This window comes from Chitinophaga sp. 22620, from assembly GCF_052044405.1.
Lineage (GTDB): Bacteria > Bacteroidota > Bacteroidia > Chitinophagales > Chitinophagaceae > Chitinophaga.
Window position 1 is genome coordinate 446,549 of sequence record NZ_JBQEMV010000003.1, and the last position, 21,075, is coordinate 467,623.

Genomic DNA, 21,075 nt, shown 5'->3' on the forward strand with positions numbered 1-21,075 from the left:
ATACAAATGTAGCCCGGGTATTCCACTCCGGTGAGGTGCGTAACCGACTTTTCTGAGGGTGATTTGCGACAACCTGCCGGGATTGCGTATTTTTGAAGCATAAATACGCCTGATCATGGGATACCTGCGGGAATACTACAACAACATCATCCGATTACCCGAAAACGAATGGCAGTTCATTGCCGCGCATTTCGAACGGAGAACGTTCCGGAAGGGTGAAACCATAATCCCCGCGGGCGTTACGGAGGATTATCTTTCGTTCATCGAATCAGGCATTGTGCGGTTCTATATCCCGGGAGAAGAAAACGAGCTGACGTTCCATTTCAGCTTTCATAAAGAGTTCACCTGCGCTTACGATTCCTTCCTCACCAGAACGCCCTCTGCATATGCCTTACAGGCCTTGAGCGACATTACGCTATGGAGCATCCCTTACGCCGGCCTCCAGGAAGTGTACGCGCAAACGCAGGCCGGCAACTACCTCGGGCGGTTTGCGGCAGAACAGCTGTTCCTGGCTAAAAGCCGGCGCGAGCTTTCATTGCTGAAATACACGGCCAAAGAGCGTTACCTGCGTCTGTTCACCGAGCAGCCGCATATCCTGCGGCAGATACCGCTGAAATACGTGGCCTCCTACATCGGCATTACGCCCCAGGGCCTCAGCCGTATCAGGAAACAGATTTCTTAACATAGGTTCATTGCCCGGGAACGCCGGCCGTGGCATTTTTGCAGTATGAAAATGCCCATTCTTTCATACGGCCACAGCCTGCTCAGGCAAATGTGCGCGGACGTTCAGCCGGACCATCCCGGGCTGGAACGGTTCATCAACGATCTCTGGGAAACGATGCAACATGCAAACGGCTGCGGCCTCGCAGCCCCGCAGGCAGGGAAAGCGCTCAGGATATTCGTGGCGGACAGCCTGTCCACTTTCAACAGCCTCGACGGGCGCAGCCGCGAATATTATTTCCACCCGGGAGACGGGGGGATCAAAGAAACATTTATCAATGCAAGGATCATCCGGCGCTTCGGGCGCAGCTGGGGAGATGAAGAAGGCTGCCTGAGCATACCCGGCATTGCGGAGACCGTGCAAAGGCCCTGGTCCGTTACCATCGCGTACCTGGACCGGCAGCTAAGCCCCCGGCGGCAAACCTTTCATGGCATGACGGCACGCATCATCCAGCATGAATACGACCACGTAGACGGCATTTTATTCCTGGACCACCTGGATGCGCTCACACGGAAAATACTGGCGGGCAAGCTGAAGAAAATCGTAAAGGGACAGGTGAAAACGAAGTACCGGATGATCTTTCCTTAAGATCTCCCGTGTACTATCTTCATGAAAAGGGAATGTTTCAGGGATAAAGAAGGTATTTCTTCCGCATCTGCTTATACTTGCCCAGGCCGGGTTCCCAGCTTTTACGGATCTCTTCTTCGCTGGCGCCGGCAATGATCTGTTCTTTGAACTGCCTGGTGCCGGACAGCTTGTCGATGTCGCCTATCTGCCTGCTCTGGCTGCGGTCAAAGAATTTATCCTTGTAGGGATAGGCCTTGTACATGTCCATGATCCAGCGGATGTTCACCTTGCCTGTTTCGCGCAGGGCCTTTACGTCGTAGTCCCGGAGGTCCAGCCCGTAACAGGCCTGGTCCTGGTGCAGCGGGGTTTCCGATTTGCCGGGGAGGCTTTTGGGCGTAAAGCTGAAGTCGAACTTCCCTTTCAGCGCAGGCGCGCCCAGTACGGTAAAGGGTATATGAGTGCCCCTGCCCTGGCTCACGATGGTGCCTTCAAACAGGCAGAGCGAAGGATACAGCATCACGGACTGCTGGGTGTTCAGGTTGGGCGAAGGGCCTACGGGCAGGGTGTAATACATGTCGTGCCGGTAGTCTTTCACTTTGATCACCCTGATCCTGCATTTGGCTTTATTGGGCAGCCAGCCTTCGCCGTTCACCATCTGCGCAAATTCGCCGATGGTCATGCCATGCGTGATGGGAATGGGGAATTTGCCGATGCCGGATTTCAGCTCCATGTTCAGGATGGGCCCGTCCACAAAAGCATTGGGATTGGGCCGGTCGAAAATGATCAGCTCTTTGTTGGCCTTCGCGCAGGCGTCCATCACTTCGGCGAGGGTGTTGATGTTCGTATAAAAACGGCAGCCAACATCCTGGATATCGAAGATGAGCACATCGAGCGCGGCCATTTCTTTGGGCGTGGGCTGCCTTTTGTTGCCGTATAACGAAATGATGGGGATACCTGTCGCGGGATCCTTTTCGTCGCCCACAGGCGCCCCGTTGCTGGCATTTCCGCGGAAGCCGTGCTCGGGGCCGAAGACCGCTTTGATGTTAACCCCCAGGGCGTGCAGGCTGTCTACGCTCAGGCGGTTGCCGATCACGGAGGTCTGGTTCACGACCATGCCTACTTTTTTGCCTTTCAGCAAAGGAAGGTACGCCGCCGTCTGGTCTGCGCCGGGCACCTGGGCCTGGCCTGCAAAAGAAAATATGGTCAGGAAAATGAGTATGACCGTGCGCATGGCGGGAATATTGGTTTGGGTGAGTTTATACATCGATAGCGTCGTAAACGATCACTTTGTCCCACAGCGGGCTGCAGTTCTTAATGAATTCAACGTGGATGGGGTGGGTCTGGTAGGCTTCCTGGCCGGCAACATCTTCGAAGAACATGAGCTCGGATACGCCCCAGCTTACGTCTACCACATCGCGTTGTTCGGTGCTGGCCACTACGCCTACACGCAGTTCTTTCACCGTCGGTATCTTTGAAAGGGATTTAACGCCTGCCACCAGTTTGTCGCGGTCTTCCTTGGAACCGGGGTTCTTCAGCCAGAAAAATACGTGGTGAACCAGGGGGTATTTGCCTTTGACCGCGGGGGCGGGCATGGCTGAAACGGCGGTGCCTGCTGCAATTGCGGCGGCGGTGCCCAGGAATTTCCTTCTGTTTTGTCTTTGCATGTCAAATCGGGTTGAGGCCCTGAAAATAATAAACATCGCGCAAAAACAGAAATCACCGCCCGGAACGTTCCAGCAGGTTGATCTTAATACGCTTGTACATGCTTTTCTCGTCCAGCGAAGCTTCCAGCTCGGTGAGTGTTTCCAGCAGGTTGTGCCGGGCGGTGGCCAGCCATTTGCGGTTCTCTTCACGGATAACGGCCAGCATAGGCCCGATCTTTTTATACATCTGCCTGCCCGCGGGCGTCAGCGAAATAAGGCGGCGGCGGGCGTCCCTTTCATCCACAGAGGCTTTAATGAGGCCCTGGCCCAGCATCTGGTCCGCCAGCTGCACTACCGCGGGGTGACTGATCCCCAGCGATTCGGAGATCTCCGTGATGCCCAGCACTTTTTCACGGCTCAGCAGCTCCAGTATCAGGAACCACTTGGCCTCAAAGTCCAGGTCAGACTCCCGGTATATCCTGCTCACGTCCGCAGAAAGCCGGTCCGCCAGCCTTTTCAGCCGGGTGGCCAGCGCAAGTTCTTCAAGTTGATTCACTATGCTCATGGTTTAAAAGTACTCAATTTTTAACCTGCCCTGCGCTTTTCATCTTCCGCGCCGCCGGTTCTCCTGCGGGGCGCCGCACCCTGGGCTTTGCCGAACTTGTAGCTGAAGGTGAGCGTTGCCACGCGCGAATCGCGGTACTGGATGAAATGCTCGCCGTAGCCCGTCAGGCGCGTCATGGCGTCGGTCCAGTTGGTGTAGAAAATATCGCTGATGCTGAGTTTGATGGAAGCTTTTTTGTTCCAGAGCTGCCGCTGCGCGCCGATGTTCACGCTCCAGTAATCTTCGATGTCGAGGAAACCGTAGTAGGCCTTGCTTTGGTAGCTGCCGGTCAGTTCCAGGCTGGTATTGGTGTTCAGGGTGATGGTGTTGCTGGAGTTGAGGTTGAAGGTAACGCGGCTTACGCTCAGGTCCGTATTTACAACGTTGCCTTTGTACTCGCCGTAATATACCAGCAGGTTGTTGCTGCTGCTGAGCCATTTGCCCGCGGTCACGGGGATGCCGAGGTTCAGGCTGTAGTAGTCGAATTTGGCGAGGTTACGGCCGGTTTGCAGTACGGTATTGGGTTCCGCGTCAGGGCTCAGCACGATGAGGATATTGTCTTTCGTGCGGCTGTACCCCGCTTTGGCGGTGTAACGCTGCAGCAGTGTATAAGTAAGCTCGAAGGAATGGGTGATCTCCGGGTTCAGGAAAGGGTTGCCGGCGGAAGAGGTCAGCGGGTCCAGGAAAACCTTGAAGGGGTTCAGCTGGCGGTAGCTGGGCCGGTTGATGCGCCTGCTGAGGCTCAGGCCCAGGTCGTGCTTGTCCGAGAAAGCATAACCCGCGTAACCGCTGGGGAACAGCTGCGTATAGTTCCGGTCGAAGTGCTCTTTCGTGGTCACCTGGTTGCCTTTCGCATTGGTGTTCTCCAACCGCAGGCCCAGCTGGAGGCTGAGTTTCTGCCATTTGCGGCTGCCGTTGAGGTAGGCCGCGTTGATGTTCTCCTTATAAATGAACCGGTTGCTTTTGCCCTGGTCCAGCACATCGTTGCCGTTGCTGCGGTCGAAGAACTGCACGTCGTTGTCCGATTCCACCCAGCTGCTTTTGATGCCGGCCTCCATCTTCAGCCCGAGGGGTTTGATCAGCTGTGTGTAATCCGCTTTGAAGGATTTGATACTGAGCTTGCCGCTGAGGTCGCCGAAAAGCTTGTAGGGCGGGCGGCTGGGCGCATGGTCCAGGTCGTAGTAGGCGGTAGTGTAGTTTTGGAACTCGTTGCCGGAAAAACGGGCATAGTCCAGGTCTGCCGTCAGTTCCGTGCCGCTGGTATCGAGGGTATGTTTGTAGTTGAAGTTGATGCTGCTGTTGTTGCGTTTGGGACTGTTGTCGCCAAGCGTGGTAAAATACCCGGTGCGTTGCTGCTGACCGTTGAAGGATCCGGCCTGGCTGTTGGAAATGATATTGCCGCGCGCGAAAATGCCGTTGGCCACCATGCCCAGCACCACGCGGGAATTGAGATTGTAATCTGCTCCCGCGCGGATGTTGTGGTTGTGGAAGCCGTAGCGGAAGTAGTTGTCGTAGTTGTTGCTGCCCGTCACCTCATCCTGCGCGTTGTAAAAATCGCGGTAAATGGTGAGGTCATTCATATCCTGCCTGAACAGGTAATTGCAGGAGCCGAACAGGTTCAGCTTTCCCGTTTTGTGATTGATGTTGAGCGAGGGGTTGACCTTCGGGTACACGCCCTGGCTGAGGCTGAGAGAGGCATTGCCATTGGTGCCGTTGTTCCTTCCCTTTTTCAGCCGGATGTCTATGATCCCCGAATTGCCGGATGCGTCGTATTTGGCGGAGGGGTTGGTGATCAGCTCGATCGTTTCGATCTGGTTGGCCGCCATGCCGCGCAGCAGGTTGGCAAGGTCCTGCCCGGTCATCGGCACCAGCTTGCCGTCTATCATGAACAGCACGCCCTGCCTGCCGCGCATGGCAATATTATCGTTCTGGTCGATCGTGATGCCAGGCGCTTTTTCCAGCACTTCCAGCGCGGTGCTGCCCGCGGCGGATATAGAGCTGGCCACGTTCAGCACGGTTTTGTCGTACTGCTGCTGCACAAACGGTTTGGCCGCGGTAACGGACGCTTCTTTCAGAGTGGTGCTGGCCGGGCTGAGCGTGATCGCGCCGAGGTCTGTGCCCTTGCTGTGTTCAAAGGGCGCGGATTCATACTTTGTGAACGCCATGCTTTGGGTAACGATCATGTAACGGCCGGCAGGGATGTTATCGAACGTAAACTCCCCCTTTGCATTGGCATATTCGATCTTCACCAGTTTCCTGTTCTGCGCGTGCAGCAATTGAACGATCACTTCGCTCGCCTTGAGCGCTTCGTTGATAGTAAGTCTGCCTTTTATGGCGGAAGGAGACGGAACGGATTGAGCGAACATCGAATTTACGTAAGTAATTACATAAATTAAAGCAATACAAAAAAGGCGGGGTATCTTCTTCATGATAGGCTTATTTGGCGATTGATATGGCAAAATTAAGAAGAAGAAGCCTGAATGATACGTCACTGCTTACATATTTACATGAAAGGCAAAAAAGCCGGAGGTGGAAGGAATACAGGTTTGATGACCGGGAGAAAAAAGCAGCTGTCCGGAACCGGACAACAAAAAAAAGCCGGCAGAACGCAAAAGCGCCCGCCGGCCGGCACACAGGTAAATCGAAAAAATATATCAGGGCTCGGTAGCGCCGTTCAGTATCCAGGGGAGATTGAATTTGTGGAATTCGATGGATTTATTGCTGGTGGCGCTGGCATGCACATCCTCGTTGATCTCTATCAGCGCCGCCACGGCGTAATCCGCGGTTTTGATCATGCTGCTGTAGCCGCCTTTGGCCACGGTGATGGGCGCATAGTCGCAGGTGTTCCAGTTAAAGATGGCGCGGCTGATGGGCCAGGTGGCGCCGTCGTCGTAGCTGATGCGCACGGTCATGTTGCAGCGCTGCGAGGTGTGGTTGGGATTGAGGAAAATGATGCGGTCCGGCGCGTCTGTGTTATAGCGGATCATGGAACCTTCACATTTCGGATCGTTCAGGGTATTGTCCACGCTCCAGGCCGAGAAGGTGCCCGGGATGCTGCCGATGGATTTGCGTCTTCTCTTGGCGGCATTCCATTCAGTGGTGCCGGGCCTGTCGTTGCGCAGCAGCGTACCGTCCATCCGTTCCACGATGGTGCCTTCGTCTGTTCCGCCGGGTATGAGCTGGTACTGCCAGGTGGTGCCGTTATTGTCGCTGTAGATGTTGCGGCCGTAGGCGGGAATGATCAGGCGGCCTGCGGTGCTGCCCTGCATGGTCTGGATGCCGATGCCGGGGCCCATAGCGTCCCATTTGTAATTAGGCGGCAGCAGCGTGGCGCTCATATCCTGCGGGGTGCTCCAGGTAGCGCCGTGATCGTCGCTGTAGGAGGCAAATACGCGGCGGTCGCCCCAGGCCTGGATGTCGCTCCAGGAGGCCTTATCGCCATCGTTCCAGCTCATAAAGAGCCATACCCGGCCATTCGTGCCTTTGTTCCAGTCGTACACCGCCGTGGGATTGCCCCAGGTACCGTTGCCGCTGCCCACTACTTCACCCAGCGCGGTCCAGGTATTGCCGTTGTCGAAGGAACGTTTGTACACGAGGTTAATGTCTCCCCAATCGCTCGGGCTCCAGCGCCTGCCTTCGGCAAAAGCAATGAGGGTGCCGTTTTTGGTCTTTACGATGGAAGGAATCCGGAAGGAATGGTAAATGCTTTCGTTGCCGCCGTTGAACAGCACCTGGCTGTTGTGGTAAGGCGTCGCGGCCATTGCGGCTGCTTCAGCTTTGGATGTGATGGCCGATGATGATTGCAGGCTGTCCTGCGGACCGGCCGTTTTTTTAGCACAGGCAATGTGCAGGAAAAGGAAGGATAGCAGATAGATGGAATTCTTCATAACAACGTGGTTTTTGGATAAAGTAGTTATGTTCTACATATTAAATTTAAACCCCTTTGCCTGAAATGCCAAATTTCCGTAATGAAATGTAGGAGACTTACTGTATTGAAGAAAATGAATCACTTCATCTTCCATGAAAATCAGAATAATATATAGGTCATATACGGCATAAGCCTGTTTTTGATTTGGCATTCAAAATTCAGTTCAACATAAAAAAGGGCACAGACCTCTCAGCCTGTACCCTACCCAATAATTCGTGTTATGCTTAAATAAACTTCAGTACTTCCTCGCCGATCCTTTCCGTACCCAGGATCTTATCCGCCGGGGTAGTGCTGTCCGCAATATCCCTCGTGCGCCAGCCTTCTTTCAGCACCTTGTCTACCGCGGCGATCACCGCTTCGGATTCCGCTTTCATACCGAAAGAGATATCCAGCAGCAACGCGGCTGAGAGGATGGATGCCAGCGGGTTGGCCACGCCTTTGCCGGTGATGTCGTGCGCGGAACCGTGGATAGGCTCGTACACGCCGGTGCCGTCTCCCACCGAAGCGGAAGCCAGCATACCCATGGAACCTGCGATCTGCGAAGCTTCGTCCGTCAGGATGTCGCCAAACAGGTTGGCGGTCACCACCACGTCAAAGCGGCGCGGGTCTTTGATCAGCAGCATGGCGGTAGCGTCCACGAACTGGTGCTCTACTTCCACGTCAGGGTATTCGGGCGCGATCTTCTGGATCACTTCCCGCCAGAGCCGCGAGGTCTCGATCACGTTCGCTTTATCTACGGAGCAAAGTTTTTTACGGCGGGTGCGCGCTGCCTCAAAGGCTTTGCGGGCAATGCGCTCCACTTCATAGCGGCTGTATTCAGCGATGTCGTAAGCAGTGTCTCCATTATTTTTGCGGCCTTTTTCGCCGAAATAAATGTCGCCGGTCAGTTCGCGGAAAAACAGGATGTCCGCCCCTTTCAGTATCTCCGGCTTGATGCTGGAAGCGCCCAGCAGCTCGTCGAACAGCTTGATGGGGCGAAGGTTGGCGTAAAGGCCCAGCTCTTTGCGCATTTTCAGCAGGCCCTGCTCGGGACGTACTTTCGCGGAAGGATCGTTGTCGTATTTCGGATGACCCACGGCGCCGAACAATACGGCGTCGCTTTTCCGCATTTTTTCCAGCGACTCGTCCGGCAGCGGGTTGCCGGTTGCTTCAATGGCCACATGGCCGATCAGCGCTTCGTCGTAGGTAAATGTATGCCCGAACTTCGCGGCGATCTTGTCCAGCACTTTTTTGCCGACCGCCGTTACTTCCTGCCCGATTCCGTCTCCCGGAACAATGAGGATATGTTTTGTTGCCATGATATTGTGGATGGTAATGAGTTCCTAGATGAGATTGAGCATTTTTTGCGTCGCTTTGATGGCAGACACGGTCTGATCGCTGTCCAGCCCGCGGGTTTTGAATTCGCGGTTGTTGTAGCGCCAGGTGATGATGGTTTCGCAGAGCGCGTCGCTTTTGCCGCCGGGCGGGATGCGCACGGCATAGTCCGTCAGCACGGGCAATTCCTGCTTACGGGCTTTGTATATTTTTTTGAGCGCGTTCACAAAAGCGTCGTACTGCCCGTCGCCCTGCGAATGTTCTTCGTACTGCTCGCCTTTGATGGACATGCGCAGTGTTACGGAAGGTTTGAGCGCTTTGGAATGGGTCAGCACGTAGTTCTCTATTTTCACTTTCTCTTCGATGGTATTGCTGTCGAGAATATCGGAGATGATATAAGGAAGGTCCGCCTGCGTCACCACTTCTTTTTTGTCGCCCAGCTCAATGATGCGCTGGGTGACCTTTTTGAGATCGGGTTCTGACAGCTGGATGCCCAGTTGTGCAAGGTTGTTCTCGATATTGGCCTTGCCGCTGGTTTTACCGAGCGCGTATTTGCGCTGCCGGCCGAAACGTTCCGGCATCAGGTCGCTGAAGTAAAGCTTGTTCTTTTTGTCGCCATCCGCGTGTATGCCGGCCGTTTGGGTGAACACGTTCTCCCCTACCACCGGCTTGTTGGCCGGGATGCGGAACCCGGAGAATGTTTCCACGAGCTTGCTCACGCTGTAGAGCGAGCTTTCCGCCACGCCGGTTTTGAGGTTCGGCAGGAAATCGTTCATCACCGCAATGGCGCTTGCCAGCGGCGCGTTGCCAGCGCGTTCGCCCATACCGTTGATGGTAAGGTGAATGCCGTGCGCGCCGGCCTTTAAGCCTTCCAGTACGTTGGCGGTGCCCAGGTCGTAATCGTTATGGGCGTGAAAATCGAAATGCAGCCGCGGGTAGCGCTGCACTGTTTCGGAAATGTATGCATATACTTCGGAGGGTATCAGCACGCCCAGGGTATCGGGCAGCATGATGCGCTTCACCGGCTGTGTTTGCAGGAAATCCAGGTACTGCCACACGTATTCGCGGGAATGGCGCATGCCGTTGCTCCAGTCTTCGAGATACACGTTGCATTCCAGCCCTTTTTTCTTCGCCAGGGCGATCACTGCCGCGATCTCCGCGAAGTGCTGCTCGGGCTTCTTTTTGAGCTGGTGCGTGAGGTGGTTAAGCGAGCCTTTGGTGAGCAGGTTCATCACTTTCGCGCCGGCTTTCTGCATCCATTGTACAGACACGTCGCCGTCCACGAAGGTGAGCACTTCCACTTTATGCAGCAGGCCTTTTTGTTTGGCCCACTTGGTAATGCCTTTTACGGCGGCAAATTCTCCCTCGGATACACGGGCGGAGGCGATCTCTATCCGGTCCACCTTCACTTCGGTAAGCAGCAGCTGCGCGATGGTCAGCTTTTCCAGGGGCGAGAAAGACACCCCGCTGGTTTGTTCGCCGTCGCGCAGCGTGGTATCCATCACCTCTATATAACGTGGGGATTTTGACATAATCAGTAAAGACTTTTTTCCGCAAACGCCTGTATCTCATCCTTCATGGCCTGGAGATAATCGATATCATCGAAGCCGTTCATCAGGTTATGTTTTTTGTAGCTGTTGATATCGAAAGATTCGCTTTCGCCGGTAGCTGCAATGGTGATGGACTGTTTTGCGAGGTCCACGGTCAGTTCCGCTTTCGGGTCCGCTTCTATGGCGGTGAATATCTTGTCCAGGAAAGCGGGGCTCACGGTTACCGGCAGGATGCCGATGTTCAGCGAGTTGTTTTTAAAGATGTCCGCAAAAAAGCTGGATACCACGCAGCGGAAACCGTAGTCGTAGATGGCCCAGGCGGCGTGCTCACGGCTGCTGCCGCTGCCGAAGTTCTTGCCTGCCACGAGGATCTTGCCGGAGTAGATCGGATTGTTCAGCACGAAATCTTTCTTCGGCGTATCGTCTCCATTATAACGCCAGTCGCGGAAAAGGTTATCGCCAAAACCCTTGCGTTCCGTCGCTTTCAGGAAGCGGGCGGGAATGATCTGGTCTGTGTCCACATTTTCAATTGGCATAGGCACTGCCGTGCTCGTTAATACCGTGAATTTATCGTAAGCCATTGTATTTGCTGTTCGCGTCTTTTTTTGAATGTTCAGAATTAAGCCATAAGAGTGCGTGGGTCGGTCACCACACCGGTTACCGCTGCTGCGGCCGCTACCAGCGGACTGGCCAGCATGGTGCGGGAGCCGGGGCCCTGCCTTCCTTCGAAGTTGCGGTTGCTGGTGCTCACTGCATATTTGCCTGCGGGCACTTTATCGTCGTTCATAGCCAGGCAGGCCGAACAGCCGGGCTGGCGCAGCTGGAAGCCGGCTTCTGTGAGGATGTCCAGTATGCCTTCGTCTTTGATCTGCTGCTCCACGATGTGCGAACCGGGAACGATCCAGGCGGTCACGTGCTCGGCTTTTTTACGGCCTTTCACGATGGCTGCAAATGCGCGGAAATCTTCGATGCGCCCGTTGGTGCAGCTGCCGATGAAAACGTAATCCACTTTTTTGCCCAGCATCGGCTCTTCTTCGGCAAACCCCATGTATTGCAGGGATTTTTCGTAGCTGGCTTTGCTGCCGCCTGCTTCCGCGGCGGGGATGTGCTGGGTGATGCCCATGCCCATACCGGGATTGGTGCCGTAGGTGATCATCGGCTCAATATCCGCGGCGTTGTATACATATTCTTTGTCGAATGTGGCGCCTTCGTCTGTTCTGAGCGTTTTCCAGTAAGCGAGCGCCTTGTCCCAGGCGGCGCCCTTCGGGGCTTTCTCGCGGCCTTTGATATAGGCGAAAGTGGTTTCGTCCGGCGCAATGATGCCGCCGCGCGCACCCATTTCGATGCTCATGTTACAAACCGTCATGCGGCCTTCCATGCTCATGTTCTCAAACACTTCGCCGGCGTACTCTACAAAGTATCCGGTAGCGCCTGCTGCGGTAAGGCGGGAAATAATGTAAAGGGTCACGTCTTTGGGCGTAACACCTTTGCCCAGCTTGCCGTTCACTTTAATACGCATCTTCTTCGGCTTGGGCTGCATGATGCATTGAGACGACAGCACCATTTCCACTTCGGAAGTGCCGATGCCGAACGCGATCGCACCAAATGCGCCATGGGTGGAGGTATGAGAGTCACCGCATACGATGGTCATGCCCGGCAGGGTGATGCCGTTCTCGGGCCCTACCACGTGCACGATACCGTTCTTCGGGTTGCCGAGGCCCCAGTGGGAAATGCCGTATTTGGAAGTATTGGTTTCCAGGGCTTTCAGCTGGTTGGCGGAAAGCGGGTCCTGTACGGGTAAATGCTGGTTGATGGTAGGCGTATTGTGGTCTGCCGTGGCAAATGTCTTTTCAGGGAACATCACTTTCACGCCGCGGCCTTCCAATCCCAGGAAAGCAACCGGGCTGGTCACCTCGTGAATAAAATGCCGGTCGATAAAGAATACATCAGGTCCGTCTTCAATCTTCCTGACTACATGCGAATCCCATACTTTGTCAAATAAGGTAGCGGGTACTTGGCTCATTTTGTATATTTTAAAACGTAACCCCTAAATTCTTAAATTTTATCCAGATTTTATGCATTTTATATGGACTTCTTCTAATAATGGGTAAAAAAACATGTATAAGCATTTTGGATATATTTTTCAACTGTTTGATTTTCAGTACATATTAAAATATTACTCAAACAATGTCACACAGCTGTTCTTTTTCCCAAAAAGGAAAAGGGCCGGCACCGGCTTTGCCGGACCAGCCCTCTTTACACGATCTCCGTTTTTGTATTTATCGTTCCCAACCATAATTCTGCACCAGTACGCCGGGAGCTTTGGTGATCTCCACGGTGGGTATCGGCATCAGGTAGTGGTAAATATTAAACACTCTTGCCCCGGTGCGCACCGGCGTCGGCTTGTAGAAATCCGCGCCGCCGCCATTGATGTTGAGTCCCATCAGCTGGGTACATTCAGGCGTATGCGCGATCAGCCAGCGCCGGGTATCGAAGAAACGGTGCCCTTCCATTGCCAGCTCTATCTTCCTTTCATTGTGGATCCGCCGGCGCATGCCTTGTTTGGTAAGGTCTTCCGCCCTGCCGGCTACAGGAAGCGCAGGCATTTTAACGCGTTTGCGCACCTCGTTGATGTAATGATAGACGTCGCCGTTGGGAGCCGGCAGGAATTCATTCATGGCTTCCGCATACCAGAGGTATACATCGGCCAGCCTGAATACCGGGAAATTGCGCATGTTGCTGTTAGGCCTGTCTTTCGGGTTCTGAGTGGGATCCACCCATTTCTGAACGTAATATCCCGTACGGGTATTCTGCCCGGTCTTGTTGCCCCAACCGTCGTTATTGCTCCCTGCGTTGGTCACGAATTCAGTGATCACGTTCCGGTGCAGCAGCGGCATACCGTTGAAATATACATCCGTATAAAAACGGGGATCGCGGTGATGGTACATGCCGCGGATGCGCACGTTGGCCGTTTTCCAGGTCCTGTCGCGGAACACGCGCATGGTGGTATCTACCCAGATATCAGGATCATAGCCGGAATGGGGATCATCCACCGGGAGGCCGTTATCCATTTCATAGGAATTGATCATGGCATTCGTCATGCTGAGCGAGCCGGAAGCGCCATAATCCGTTCCATTCGGCATCAGGTTCCTGTCCCAGGAGGCGCCGTAAGACTTCCCCTGCTTATGAAAGATCACTTCTGTGAAGTTCCTCTTGTAAAACAGCTCCTGCTGCACGGGATGCAGGTTGTATTGCCCCAGGTTGATCACCTCCATAGCTGCATCGGCAGCCAGTTTCCATTTATTGGCGTCGTATTGCTGGTTGAACAGGGGTGTTCCGTCGCTGTTCTTCAGGGCAAGCAGCGTATTTTTTACAGACTGGCCGTTCACGTTAACGGGCTGCCCGTCCACTTCTCCCCCGTTGAACAGCGGGCTGGCCGCATATAAGAGCGTCTTTGCCTTCAATGCCAGCGCCGCACCTCTTGTAACACGGCCCACTTCATTGGGATCGGCTTCATATGTCAAAGGCAAACCCGGCGCGGCCTCGTCACAAAGCTTTACAATGAACTGCACCAGCTCATTCACCGGGCGGCGGTCTTTCTTCAGCAACTCGTTCATTTCCGCTATGCGGTAATACCGGTCCACGATCGGAACGGGGCCATACCGCTTGAACAGCTCGAAGTAATAGAACGCCAGCAGGAATTTGACCTCGTTCTTGTAACGGGGGATGACGATGGTTTCATACTGCTCGCGGATACTTGCTTCCAGCACCGGCACTTTATCGATATTCTCCAGGAAATGATAAGCAATGCGGACATTCTCGTACATGCCGTTGTAATTGCCCAGCGGGTTGGAGAGCGGGTTCCAGGCTCCCTGTTCGTATAAACGGGCATTGCTCTGGTCCCAGTTATGGTAGGCTTCGTCGGAGCCGGCGGACAGCACGGTGCCATTGGCGCCATCGTCCGCATTAAAATCCCAGGGCAGGCGGCTGTACAGCACAGCCACCTCTTTTTCGGCCTGCTGGATATCCTTGAAAAGATCTTCTTCCTGGTGGAACTCCCTGGGCACCACGTCCAGGAACTTGTTGCAGGCCGCAAACAGAGAGGCGGCCAGCATCATCAGTATATATACTTTTAACTTTTGCATGCTGAAATTTTTCGAAGCGGTTAAAATCCAACGTTGATACCGAAATTATAGGTCGTCATGAGCGGATAGGAAGGAGATCCATAGTTCTCTTCCGGGTCAAAGAGCTTCACTTTGTCCCAGGTATAAAGGTTGTTGCCATTGGCGTATATGCGCACGTTTGCCATGCCGAGCCGTTTGATCAGGTGTATGGGAAGGGAATACCCGATCTCCATGTTCTTGAGCCTTACATAATTGCCATTGCGCAGGTAATGCGTGCTGCGCTCGGTATTGTTAGGCGTTTTCTGGCTCATGGCCCTGGGGAACTGCGCATTGGGACGCTCCGGCGTCCAGTAATCGGTGCCTACGGTATACATCACCTGCCTGAATTCGTAATTGGTGCCGAACATGGTAGAGCCGTCCGTGAAAAGCCATCTCCCGAACCCGCCCTGGAACAGCACGCTGAAATCGAACCCTTTGTAAGAGAAGCCTGTGGATGCGCCCATGATGGAGGTGGGCTCTGAGTCCTTGCCGATAAATGTCCTGTCGTATGAATCAATGATACCGTCTCCATTCACATCCAGATAACGGATGTCGCCGGGTTGCACCGTGCCGAAGAAGGCCTGCGACGGGGCTTTGGATATCTCATCCTGGCTCTGGAAATACCCGGTGGCCACATAGGTGAGGATATCATTGAGCGTGCGGCCCTTGCGGGTTTGCCAGGGGCGGTCGGATGAGGGTTCTTCCAGGTAGTCCAGTATCTTGTTGCGTGCGTAGGTATAGTTGCCGCGGACGAAATACGAAAAATGCCTGCCCAGCATTTTCTGGTGTTTCAGGTCCACCTCGAAACCTCTGTTCTCCACCATGCCCGCGTTGAGGGTCGGGAGATTGCCGTCGGGAATGCCCATCAGCGCGGACGTAATGCGAGAGGAAGTGGTGAAGATACCGCTGCGTTTTTCATAAAATACATCCGCTGTGAGCGACAGCAGGCTGTTCTTCACATTGAAGTCCAGGCCGAGGTTGGTCATCCGGGCGGTTTCCCAGGAGGTGAGCGGGTTGCCGGTCTTTCCTTCGAGCGCGCCCGGCATGCTGTTCTGGTAGTCGGTCCCGAAATTATAACCGCCGGCGGAGAGGTTCCACTGGCTTTGATAAGCGAAGCGGGTACCGGGGTCCTGGTTGCCCACCTTGCCGTGTGAGAGCCTGACCTTCAGCAGGTCGATCCATCTTACGTTTTCCATAAAGGCCTCGCGGTTGATCACCCATCCCGCCGAGAAGGAAGGAAAGAAACCGAAACGCCTGCCCGTCATAAAATTTTCCGAGCCGTTATAACCGAAGTTAACTTCCGCGAAATATTTTTCGTTGTACCCGTAAGCTAAACGGCCCACCAGCCCCTGTTCCCTTCTCGGCAGCGCATCCACGAAATTCCCGGCCCTGCGGGACTCGTTCTTCAACCTGTAAAGGCCCATGGCGGAAACGTCATGTTTACCAAAGCGGCGGTCATAGTTAATATAGAACTCAGGGTTGATCTGCGTTTGCCAGTAATCGTTCATCGTGGCGTAGTTGAGGAAGTCCTGCCCCTGCTTCACCTGTTCATAGCTGCCATTCCCCTGGTATAAAAAAGACCAGTAGTTCTTCGAGCGTTCAAAACCACCGTTGCTCAGCGCATCATAGGAGAAGCGGGTACGGGCGGTGAGCCCCTGTGTGATAAAGCGCAGGTCCGCGGTAAACCCTACGGTTCCCTGGAGGTACGAGTTCAGCATCCGCTTATAACCGCGCTGCGTCAGCTGCGCATATGGATTGCTGTTGCCGCGTGCAGGTTCCGCAATGGAACCGTCCGGATTGAATACCGGCATCTCGTAAGGAGCGGTCGTTTTCAGCGAAACGAAGTAATCGCTTGCTGTAGGCGTTGGATAGTTGCGGTAGCGGACGATGGTGGAAAGGCCCAGCTCGGCCTTGAACCATTTGCTGATCTCCATGTCTATGTTCGAACGGAAATTGAACCGCTTTTCGTTGGCCTGGATGTTATAGTCCTTAATAGCATTGTCGTGGTTATAAATACCATCTTCCGTGAAATAGGAACCGGATACGAAGTATTTGAACTTCTGCGCGCCGCCGCGGACGTTGACATTGGCGGTAGTGCGCCAGGAATGGTCCTTCAGCATATAATCCAGCCAGTCCACATTCGGATAAAGGTATTCGTATTCCAGTTCGGCCGGCCAGTCTATGCTGCGGTCGTACCTTGAGATATATTCATCCGTATATTTCTCCGCTTCCGCAAGACGGCCGTCGTTGACGAGCCCGGCGCGGTAATAACGGAAATATTCCACGGAGTTAAGATATTCCGGCAGGCGCGTCGGCTTGTTCATGGCGGATTCTACGTTGAACTGCACGGAAGGTTTGCCTACTGTTCCTCTTTTGGTGGTAACGAGCACTACGCCGTTTGCGCCGCGTACGCCGTATACCGCCGTGGAAGAAGCGTCTTTCAGGATAGTGATGGATTCTACTTCGTTGGGGTCGATAAATTCGAACCCGTCGCGCGGCACGCCATCGATCATGATCAGCGGCCCGTTTCCGCCGGAATAGGTGGACTGGCCGCGCAGCCAGATGGCTGAGCCGTTTGCGCCTGGCTCGCCGCTGGACTGGCGGGCAATGAGGCCCGGCAATCTTCCAACCAGCGCGCTGGAAAGATTGGACACTGCGGATTGTTTCAGCTCTTTGGTCTGTATGGAAGCCACGGAACCCGTCAATGTAATTTTGCGCTGTGTACCGAACCCTACCACCACCACTTCGTTCAAACCCGTCCTGTTCTCTTTCAGCGTGATGCGCAGCTGCTGGTCTCCCTTCACTGCCGCTTCCTGCGGGATAAAGCCTATCATGGAAAATACAAGGGTGGCGTCAGCCGGCACCTGCAGCGAGAAAGCGCCGCTTTCATTTGTGCTCGTGCCCACGGACGGGCTGCCCTTCAACATTACAGAAACCCCGAACAACGGCGCGCCCGAAGAATCGGCAACCATGCCCCTTGCGGTGATCCTGTCCTGCCCGGAGGCAGGCGCCGTGGCGGTCGGCGCTTTTTTGATGACAACGATATCGCCCACCACCTGGTGCATCAGCCCGCTTTCTTTCAGCATATCGTCCAGCACCTGCTCCAGGCGGGCGTTGTCGTAGCGGCGGGTGATCAGCTTTTGTTGCTTCACCAATTTGTCCGGGTAAGCAAATTTGACCTTCGATGCGGCGGATATTTCCTGCAAGGCCTCATCCAGCGGCTTGTCTTTCAGTGTAATGGTAACGCCTCTTCCCAGGACGTCCTGGGCGGATACGCCGCTTGCCTGCATCAGTAAAAAAGCCAGTAATATCAATGCGCCTGTGAATGCCCGGCAGGCGGTGGCACGGGACAAAAGAGGGCATGCTCTACTCTTCGCAGATAGAGATCCTTTCATAATTTTTAAACATTAAAGTGTACGTAGAAATTTTTCCAGGCATGCCGGGGTCGTGGAATTTACCCGGTCTTTGCTTTTGATATTATGATTCCATAGTTCCGTTTGGTTTATTCACTGCATCCTTTCCCTGTAATGCGGTAGCCGCCGGCGTTGCGGACAACCTTGCCGTTGACAAGCTGCGCCAGTACGGCCACAACGCTTTCCACCGGCGCGCCGGTGAAGTCCGCAGAGATGGTACAGCCGGCAAGATGTGCGTCCGGCCTGATCTCTACGCCATACCACCTTTCCAGTGACGCTGCTACCTGCGACAATCTTTTGCCGCTGTAGATCATTTTATGTTCCTTCCACCGGATAGCTTCCCCGGCGTCTATATTTTCGCGGAATGCAACTATTTTTCCATCCTGGCTGCAGGCGGCCTGCTGCCCGGGAGAAAGCGGCGTGTTGCCCAGGCCTACTTTCCCGGTCAATACCGTAACTTCCACCAGTGTGTCTTCCGGATAGGCCGCTACGTTGAACGAGGTGCCCAGCACCCGCGTAACGACATTCCCCGTTCGCACAAGGAAAGGTCTTTTGGCATCCTTGCTTACTTCAAGATAAGCTTCGCCTTCGATGAAAACCTCCCGCCTGTCTGCCGCAAAACCGGCCTGATAGCGCAATTTACTGCCGGCATTGAGCCACACGGCTGTGCCGTCTTCGAGCTGTACCTGCAAAACGCGCCCGGGGCCGGCGGCCCGTTCCGTCATCATTGCTACCGGGTCGTTTTTCGCCGGGTACCGCCACAAAGCGGTTACGCCCAGCAAAAGGAGAATGCCGGCTGCCGCCGCCCAGAATATCCTTACCTGTCTTCTTTTCGCTGATATGTTGCTGCCGATGCGACTGAAAACGCCTTCGCTGTCAAAATCGCCGCTGTCTTCAACGCCGGATTCTTCTGCCTTCCTGAAATACCGGCCGACCAGGTCTTCCAGCCTGCCGTCATCCTTTTTTCTTATGGATCTTCTTTTTTTCATTACCGATATACGTTAAGATGCAGGAAACAGTCCTATCCCCCAAAGGAGCATAAAAAAAATTTCAGAGAAAGAAGAACATGAAGTCCCCAAGCGAGGATTTCAGCCGTTTCAGGGCGATGGTCATCTGGTTTTCGACTGTTTTGCTGGAGATATTAAGCTGGCTGGCGATCTCTTTGTGGGAGAGCTTTTCCTCCCGGCTGAGGATAAAAATGGTGCGGCATTTCTGGGGAAGCATGGCCACGTTCCGGTCTATGCATTGCTGCAGTTCTTTTTCGTTGATCCCGTCTGACGCGGTGCTTTGCGCCACGAGCTGTTCCAGTTCCGAGATATCGATCTTTATCTTCCCGGAGCGGATGGTCATGAGCACATTGTTCCTGGCGGCGGCAAAAAGGTATGCTTTGAGGTTATGAATGTTGAGGCGCTGCCGTTTGATCCAGAGGTCAGTGAACAGTTCCTGGATGATGTCCTCGCAGGCCTCGCGGTCTTTCAGGATGGCGTTGGCCGCATGAAAGAGCTGCGACGCGTATTTATTATATACAGCCTCGAAGGCGCCGGCGTCATCCTGTCTGATCATGGCGACCAGCTCATCGTCTGAATGGAACGCAGCTTCTTCAGTTCTCATAAATGGTGTTGGTATTTCATTGCGTGGGCATAAAGCCAGGTGAAGCGGCTCTTACGCGAGATTAAATTATAATTAATTTGGCATTATCCAAAATTTAAGGCCGGAAAGAAAATTACCCGGCCAGTTTAATGGGTTTTACAGGAACAGGTCCGGCTGCAGCCTGCCGCCGGCCACCACCGCATAACTGGCGAAGTCGGTGATCCCTTCGGACCGCAGCACTTCTTCATCTGTAAAATTATTGCCCGTGCAGGAGGCAGACGCGCGCTTCAGGATATGGAATGCAGCGTCCGCAACAATATCCGGCTTGCGGCTCATATTCACCAGCGCTTCACCGCCCAGCAGGTTGCGCACTGCCGCAGTGGCGATGGTGGTGGCGGGCCATAACGAATTGGCGGCAACGCCCGCGGCCTTCAGCTCCTCAGCCCAGCCCAGCGTGAACATGCTCATGCTGTATTTGCTCACCGTATAAGCCGCGTGCGCGCCCAGCCATTGCGGGGCCAGGTTCACCGGCGGGGAAAGCGTGAGGATGTGGGCGTTGATCCCTTTTTTCAGGAAAGGAATGCAGTGCTGCGTAACGAGGAAAGTACCGCGCACATTGATGTCGTACATCAGGTCGAAACGTTTGGCGGGCGTTTGTTCCGTATTTGTGAGCTGGATGGCCGAAGCATTGTTGATCAGGATATCGATCCCCCCGAAATGATCCGCCGCCTGCTGAACGGCTGCTTCCACCTGGGCTTCGTCCCTGATATCCACCTGCACGGCCAGCGCTTTGCCGCCGGCTGCTTCCACCGCTTTGGCGGCAGAATAGATAGTACCTCCCAGCCTCGGGTCTTCCACGACGCTCTTGGCCGCGATCACAATATTGGCGCCTTCGGCAGCCAGTTTCAGCGCAATCGCCTCGCCGATGCCCCTGCTGGCGCCGGTGATAAAAATAGTACGGTTCTTAAACTGCATGTACGGGTCGTTTTGGTGTTCAACAGCAATTTACGACAAATAAATCCTGCAACAGCAATGACAAAATCCCCCTGTTATTTGTCACGATCAGACCCTGTATGTTTCAAAAAAGTACGTCAACTTTGTAGCACAATCAAACTACGATTATGAAACATCTCACCTTCAGCATCACCATCGACGCGCCCCGTGAAAAAGTATGGCAGGTCTTATGGGGCAAGGATACTTACACTGAATGGGCCCGCGCTTTCGGCGAAGGCCGCGCCGAAACAGACTGGAAAAAGGGCAGCAAGGCCCGTTTCGTTGACAGTAACGGCGAAGGCATGATTTCCAGCATCACAGACGTTATTCCCAACGAATACATGGAGATCACCCACGAAGGCACCCTTATGAAAGGCGAGGAAGATTATTCACCCGCCGAAGCGGGAGGCTGGGGCGGCGCAAAAGAAACCTACACGCTCAAAAACGCCGGCGGAAAAACAGAGCTACATATCTATACCGATATGCAGGACGAATTCATTGAAATGTTCAGCGAGATGTGGCCCAAAGCGCTGAACACGGTGAAACAGCTCTCCGAAAACTGATCACTGCCCGCCATGTTTGTAAATAC

The 21,075-nt window shown here is 54.2% G+C and carries 17 protein-coding genes; 3 read left to right on the forward strand and 14 right to left on the reverse strand.

Annotated elements, in window-relative coordinates; translation table 11 throughout:
• Nucleotides 1-115 precede the first annotated feature (115 nt).
• Together ACTJIK_RS17205 and ACTJIK_RS17210 are read left to right on the forward strand one after the other, a co-directional pair.
• Nucleotides 116-682 (forward strand): Crp/Fnr family transcriptional regulator, encoded by a 567-nt coding sequence (locus ACTJIK_RS17205; protein ID WP_440648309.1) that lies wholly within the window; start codon nt 116-118, stop codon nt 680-682.
• Between the two features lie 45 nt (nt 683-727).
• Nucleotides 728-1,309, forward strand: a complete 582-nt coding sequence (locus ACTJIK_RS17210; protein ID WP_440648311.1) for a peptide deformylase — start codon at nt 728-730, stop codon at nt 1,307-1,309.
• A gap of 37 nt (nt 1,310-1,346) precedes the next feature.
• Here ACTJIK_RS17210 and ACTJIK_RS17215 read toward each other — a convergent pair whose 3' ends face one another.
• The 14 genes from ACTJIK_RS17215 to ACTJIK_RS17280 form a co-directional block, all read right to left on the reverse strand.
• Entirely contained in the window at nt 1,347-2,552 is a 1,206-nt protein-coding gene (locus ACTJIK_RS17215) for an exo-beta-N-acetylmuramidase NamZ family protein (RefSeq protein WP_440648313.1), read from the reverse strand.
• Nucleotides 2,545-2,952: a Dabb family protein gene (locus tag ACTJIK_RS17220; protein WP_440648315.1), complete on the reverse strand. Its 408-nt coding sequence runs from the start codon at nt 2,950-2,952 to the stop codon at nt 2,545-2,547. The genes ACTJIK_RS17215 and ACTJIK_RS17220 overlap by 8 nt, the downstream gene beginning before the upstream one ends.
• A gap of 52 nt (nt 2,953-3,004) precedes the next feature.
• Nucleotides 3,005-3,496 (reverse strand): MarR family winged helix-turn-helix transcriptional regulator, encoded by a 492-nt coding sequence (locus tag ACTJIK_RS17225; RefSeq protein WP_440648317.1) that lies wholly within the window; start codon nt 3,494-3,496, stop codon nt 3,005-3,007.
• Nucleotides 3,497-3,516: 20 nt separating this feature from the next.
• Entirely contained in the window at nt 3,517-5,964 is a 2,448-nt protein-coding gene (locus tag ACTJIK_RS17230; protein ID WP_440648319.1) for a TonB-dependent receptor domain-containing protein, read from the reverse strand.
• 225 nt (nt 5,965-6,189) lie between these two features.
• The gene (locus ACTJIK_RS17235) at nt 6,190-7,422 is read right to left on the reverse strand and encodes a sialidase family protein (RefSeq protein ID WP_440648321.1); all 1,233 of its coding nucleotides are present in this window, start codon (nt 7,420-7,422) and stop codon (nt 6,190-6,192) included.
• 265 nt (nt 7,423-7,687) lie between these two features.
• Nucleotides 7,688-8,761, reverse strand: coding sequence for a 3-isopropylmalate dehydrogenase (gene leuB / locus ACTJIK_RS17240; protein WP_440648323.1), 1,074 nt, complete (start codon nt 8,759-8,761; stop codon nt 7,688-7,690).
• A 24-nt stretch (nt 8,762-8,785) separates the two neighbouring features.
• Nucleotides 8,786-10,309, reverse strand: coding sequence for an alpha-isopropylmalate synthase regulatory domain-containing protein (locus ACTJIK_RS17245; RefSeq protein ID WP_440648325.1), 1,524 nt, complete (start codon nt 10,307-10,309; stop codon nt 8,786-8,788).
• Between the two features lie 2 nt (nt 10,310-10,311).
• Nucleotides 10,312-10,908, reverse strand: a complete 597-nt coding sequence (gene leuD / locus ACTJIK_RS17250) for a 3-isopropylmalate dehydratase small subunit (RefSeq protein ID WP_440648327.1) — start codon at nt 10,906-10,908, stop codon at nt 10,312-10,314.
• Between the two features lie 38 nt (nt 10,909-10,946).
• Nucleotides 10,947-12,350, reverse strand: a complete 1,404-nt coding sequence (gene leuC / locus ACTJIK_RS17255; RefSeq protein ID WP_440648329.1) for a 3-isopropylmalate dehydratase large subunit — start codon at nt 12,348-12,350, stop codon at nt 10,947-10,949.
• Nucleotides 12,351-12,606: 256 nt separating this feature from the next.
• On the reverse strand, nt 12,607-14,472 hold the full coding sequence (locus ACTJIK_RS17260) for a RagB/SusD family nutrient uptake outer membrane protein (protein WP_440648331.1): 1,866 nt from the start codon (nt 14,470-14,472) through the stop codon (nt 12,607-12,609).
• A gap of 20 nt (nt 14,473-14,492) precedes the next feature.
• Nucleotides 14,493-17,885 carry a TonB-dependent receptor gene (locus ACTJIK_RS17265; protein WP_440648333.1) on the reverse strand — a complete coding sequence of 1,131 codons (3,393 nt, stop codon included), beginning with the start codon at nt 17,883-17,885 and terminating at the stop codon, nt 14,493-14,495.
• Between the two features lie 107 nt (nt 17,886-17,992).
• Entirely contained in the window at nt 17,993-18,892 is a 900-nt protein-coding gene (locus ACTJIK_RS17270) for a FecR family protein (protein ID WP_440648335.1), read from the reverse strand.
• 61 nt (nt 18,893-18,953) lie between these two features.
• The gene (locus ACTJIK_RS17275) at nt 18,954-19,514 is read right to left on the reverse strand and encodes an RNA polymerase sigma-70 factor (RefSeq protein WP_440648337.1); all 561 of its coding nucleotides are present in this window, start codon (nt 19,512-19,514) and stop codon (nt 18,954-18,956) included.
• Between the two features lie 135 nt (nt 19,515-19,649).
• On the reverse strand, nt 19,650-20,468 hold the full coding sequence (locus ACTJIK_RS17280) for an SDR family oxidoreductase (protein WP_440648339.1): 819 nt from the start codon (nt 20,466-20,468) through the stop codon (nt 19,650-19,652).
• A gap of 146 nt (nt 20,469-20,614) precedes the next feature.
• On the opposite strand from ACTJIK_RS17280, the gene ACTJIK_RS17285 reads away from it, so the two are divergent.
• Nucleotides 20,615-21,049: an SRPBCC family protein gene (locus tag ACTJIK_RS17285; RefSeq protein WP_440648341.1), complete on the forward strand. Its 435-nt coding sequence runs from the start codon at nt 20,615-20,617 to the stop codon at nt 21,047-21,049.
• Nucleotides 21,050-21,075 lie beyond the last annotated feature (26 nt).

What these genes read in the sequence shown, in the direction of transcription:
- ACTJIK_RS17230 (WP_440648319.1), bottom strand. Translation starts at nt 5,964, where the DNA reads ATGAAGAAGATACCCCGCCTTTTTTGTATTGCTTTAATTTATGTAATT.
- ACTJIK_RS17245 (WP_440648325.1), bottom strand. Translation starts at nt 10,309, where the DNA reads ATGTCAAAATCCCCACGTTATATAGAGGTGATGGATACCACGCTGCGC.
- ACTJIK_RS17275 (WP_440648337.1), bottom strand. Translation starts at nt 19,514, where the DNA reads ATGAGAACTGAAGAAGCTGCGTTCCATTCAGACGATGAGCTGGTCGCC.
- leuB (WP_440648323.1), bottom strand. Translation starts at nt 8,761, where the DNA reads ATGGCAACAAAACATATCCTCATTGTTCCGGGAGACGGAATCGGGCAG.
- ACTJIK_RS17280 (WP_440648339.1), bottom strand. Translation starts at nt 20,468, where the DNA reads ATGCAGTTTAAGAACCGTACTATTTTTATCACCGGCGCCAGCAGGGGC.
- ACTJIK_RS17285 (WP_440648341.1), top strand. Translation starts at nt 20,615, where the DNA reads ATGAAACATCTCACCTTCAGCATCACCATCGACGCGCCCCGTGAAAAA.
- ACTJIK_RS17205 (WP_440648309.1), top strand. Translation starts at nt 116, where the DNA reads ATGGGATACCTGCGGGAATACTACAACAACATCATCCGATTACCCGAA.
- leuD (WP_440648327.1), bottom strand. Translation starts at nt 10,908, where the DNA reads ATGGCTTACGATAAATTCACGGTATTAACGAGCACGGCAGTGCCTATG.
- leuC (WP_440648329.1), bottom strand. Translation starts at nt 12,350, where the DNA reads ATGAGCCAAGTACCCGCTACCTTATTTGACAAAGTATGGGATTCGCAT.
- ACTJIK_RS17225 (WP_440648317.1), bottom strand. Translation starts at nt 3,496, where the DNA reads ATGAGCATAGTGAATCAACTTGAAGAACTTGCGCTGGCCACCCGGCTG.
- ACTJIK_RS17235 (WP_440648321.1), bottom strand. Translation starts at nt 7,422, where the DNA reads ATGAAGAATTCCATCTATCTGCTATCCTTCCTTTTCCTGCACATTGCC.
- ACTJIK_RS17270 (WP_440648335.1), bottom strand. Translation starts at nt 18,892, where the DNA reads ATGAAAAAAAGAAGATCCATAAGAAAAAAGGATGACGGCAGGCTGGAA.
- ACTJIK_RS17210 (WP_440648311.1), top strand. Translation starts at nt 728, where the DNA reads ATGAAAATGCCCATTCTTTCATACGGCCACAGCCTGCTCAGGCAAATG.
- ACTJIK_RS17220 (WP_440648315.1), bottom strand. Translation starts at nt 2,952, where the DNA reads ATGCAAAGACAAAACAGAAGGAAATTCCTGGGCACCGCCGCCGCAATT.
- ACTJIK_RS17215 (WP_440648313.1), bottom strand. Translation starts at nt 2,552, where the DNA reads ATGTATAAACTCACCCAAACCAATATTCCCGCCATGCGCACGGTCATA.
- ACTJIK_RS17265 (WP_440648333.1), bottom strand. Translation starts at nt 17,885, where the DNA reads ATGAAAGGATCTCTATCTGCGAAGAGTAGAGCATGCCCTCTTTTGTCC.
- ACTJIK_RS17260 (WP_440648331.1), bottom strand. Translation starts at nt 14,472, where the DNA reads ATGCAAAAGTTAAAAGTATATATACTGATGATGCTGGCCGCCTCTCTG.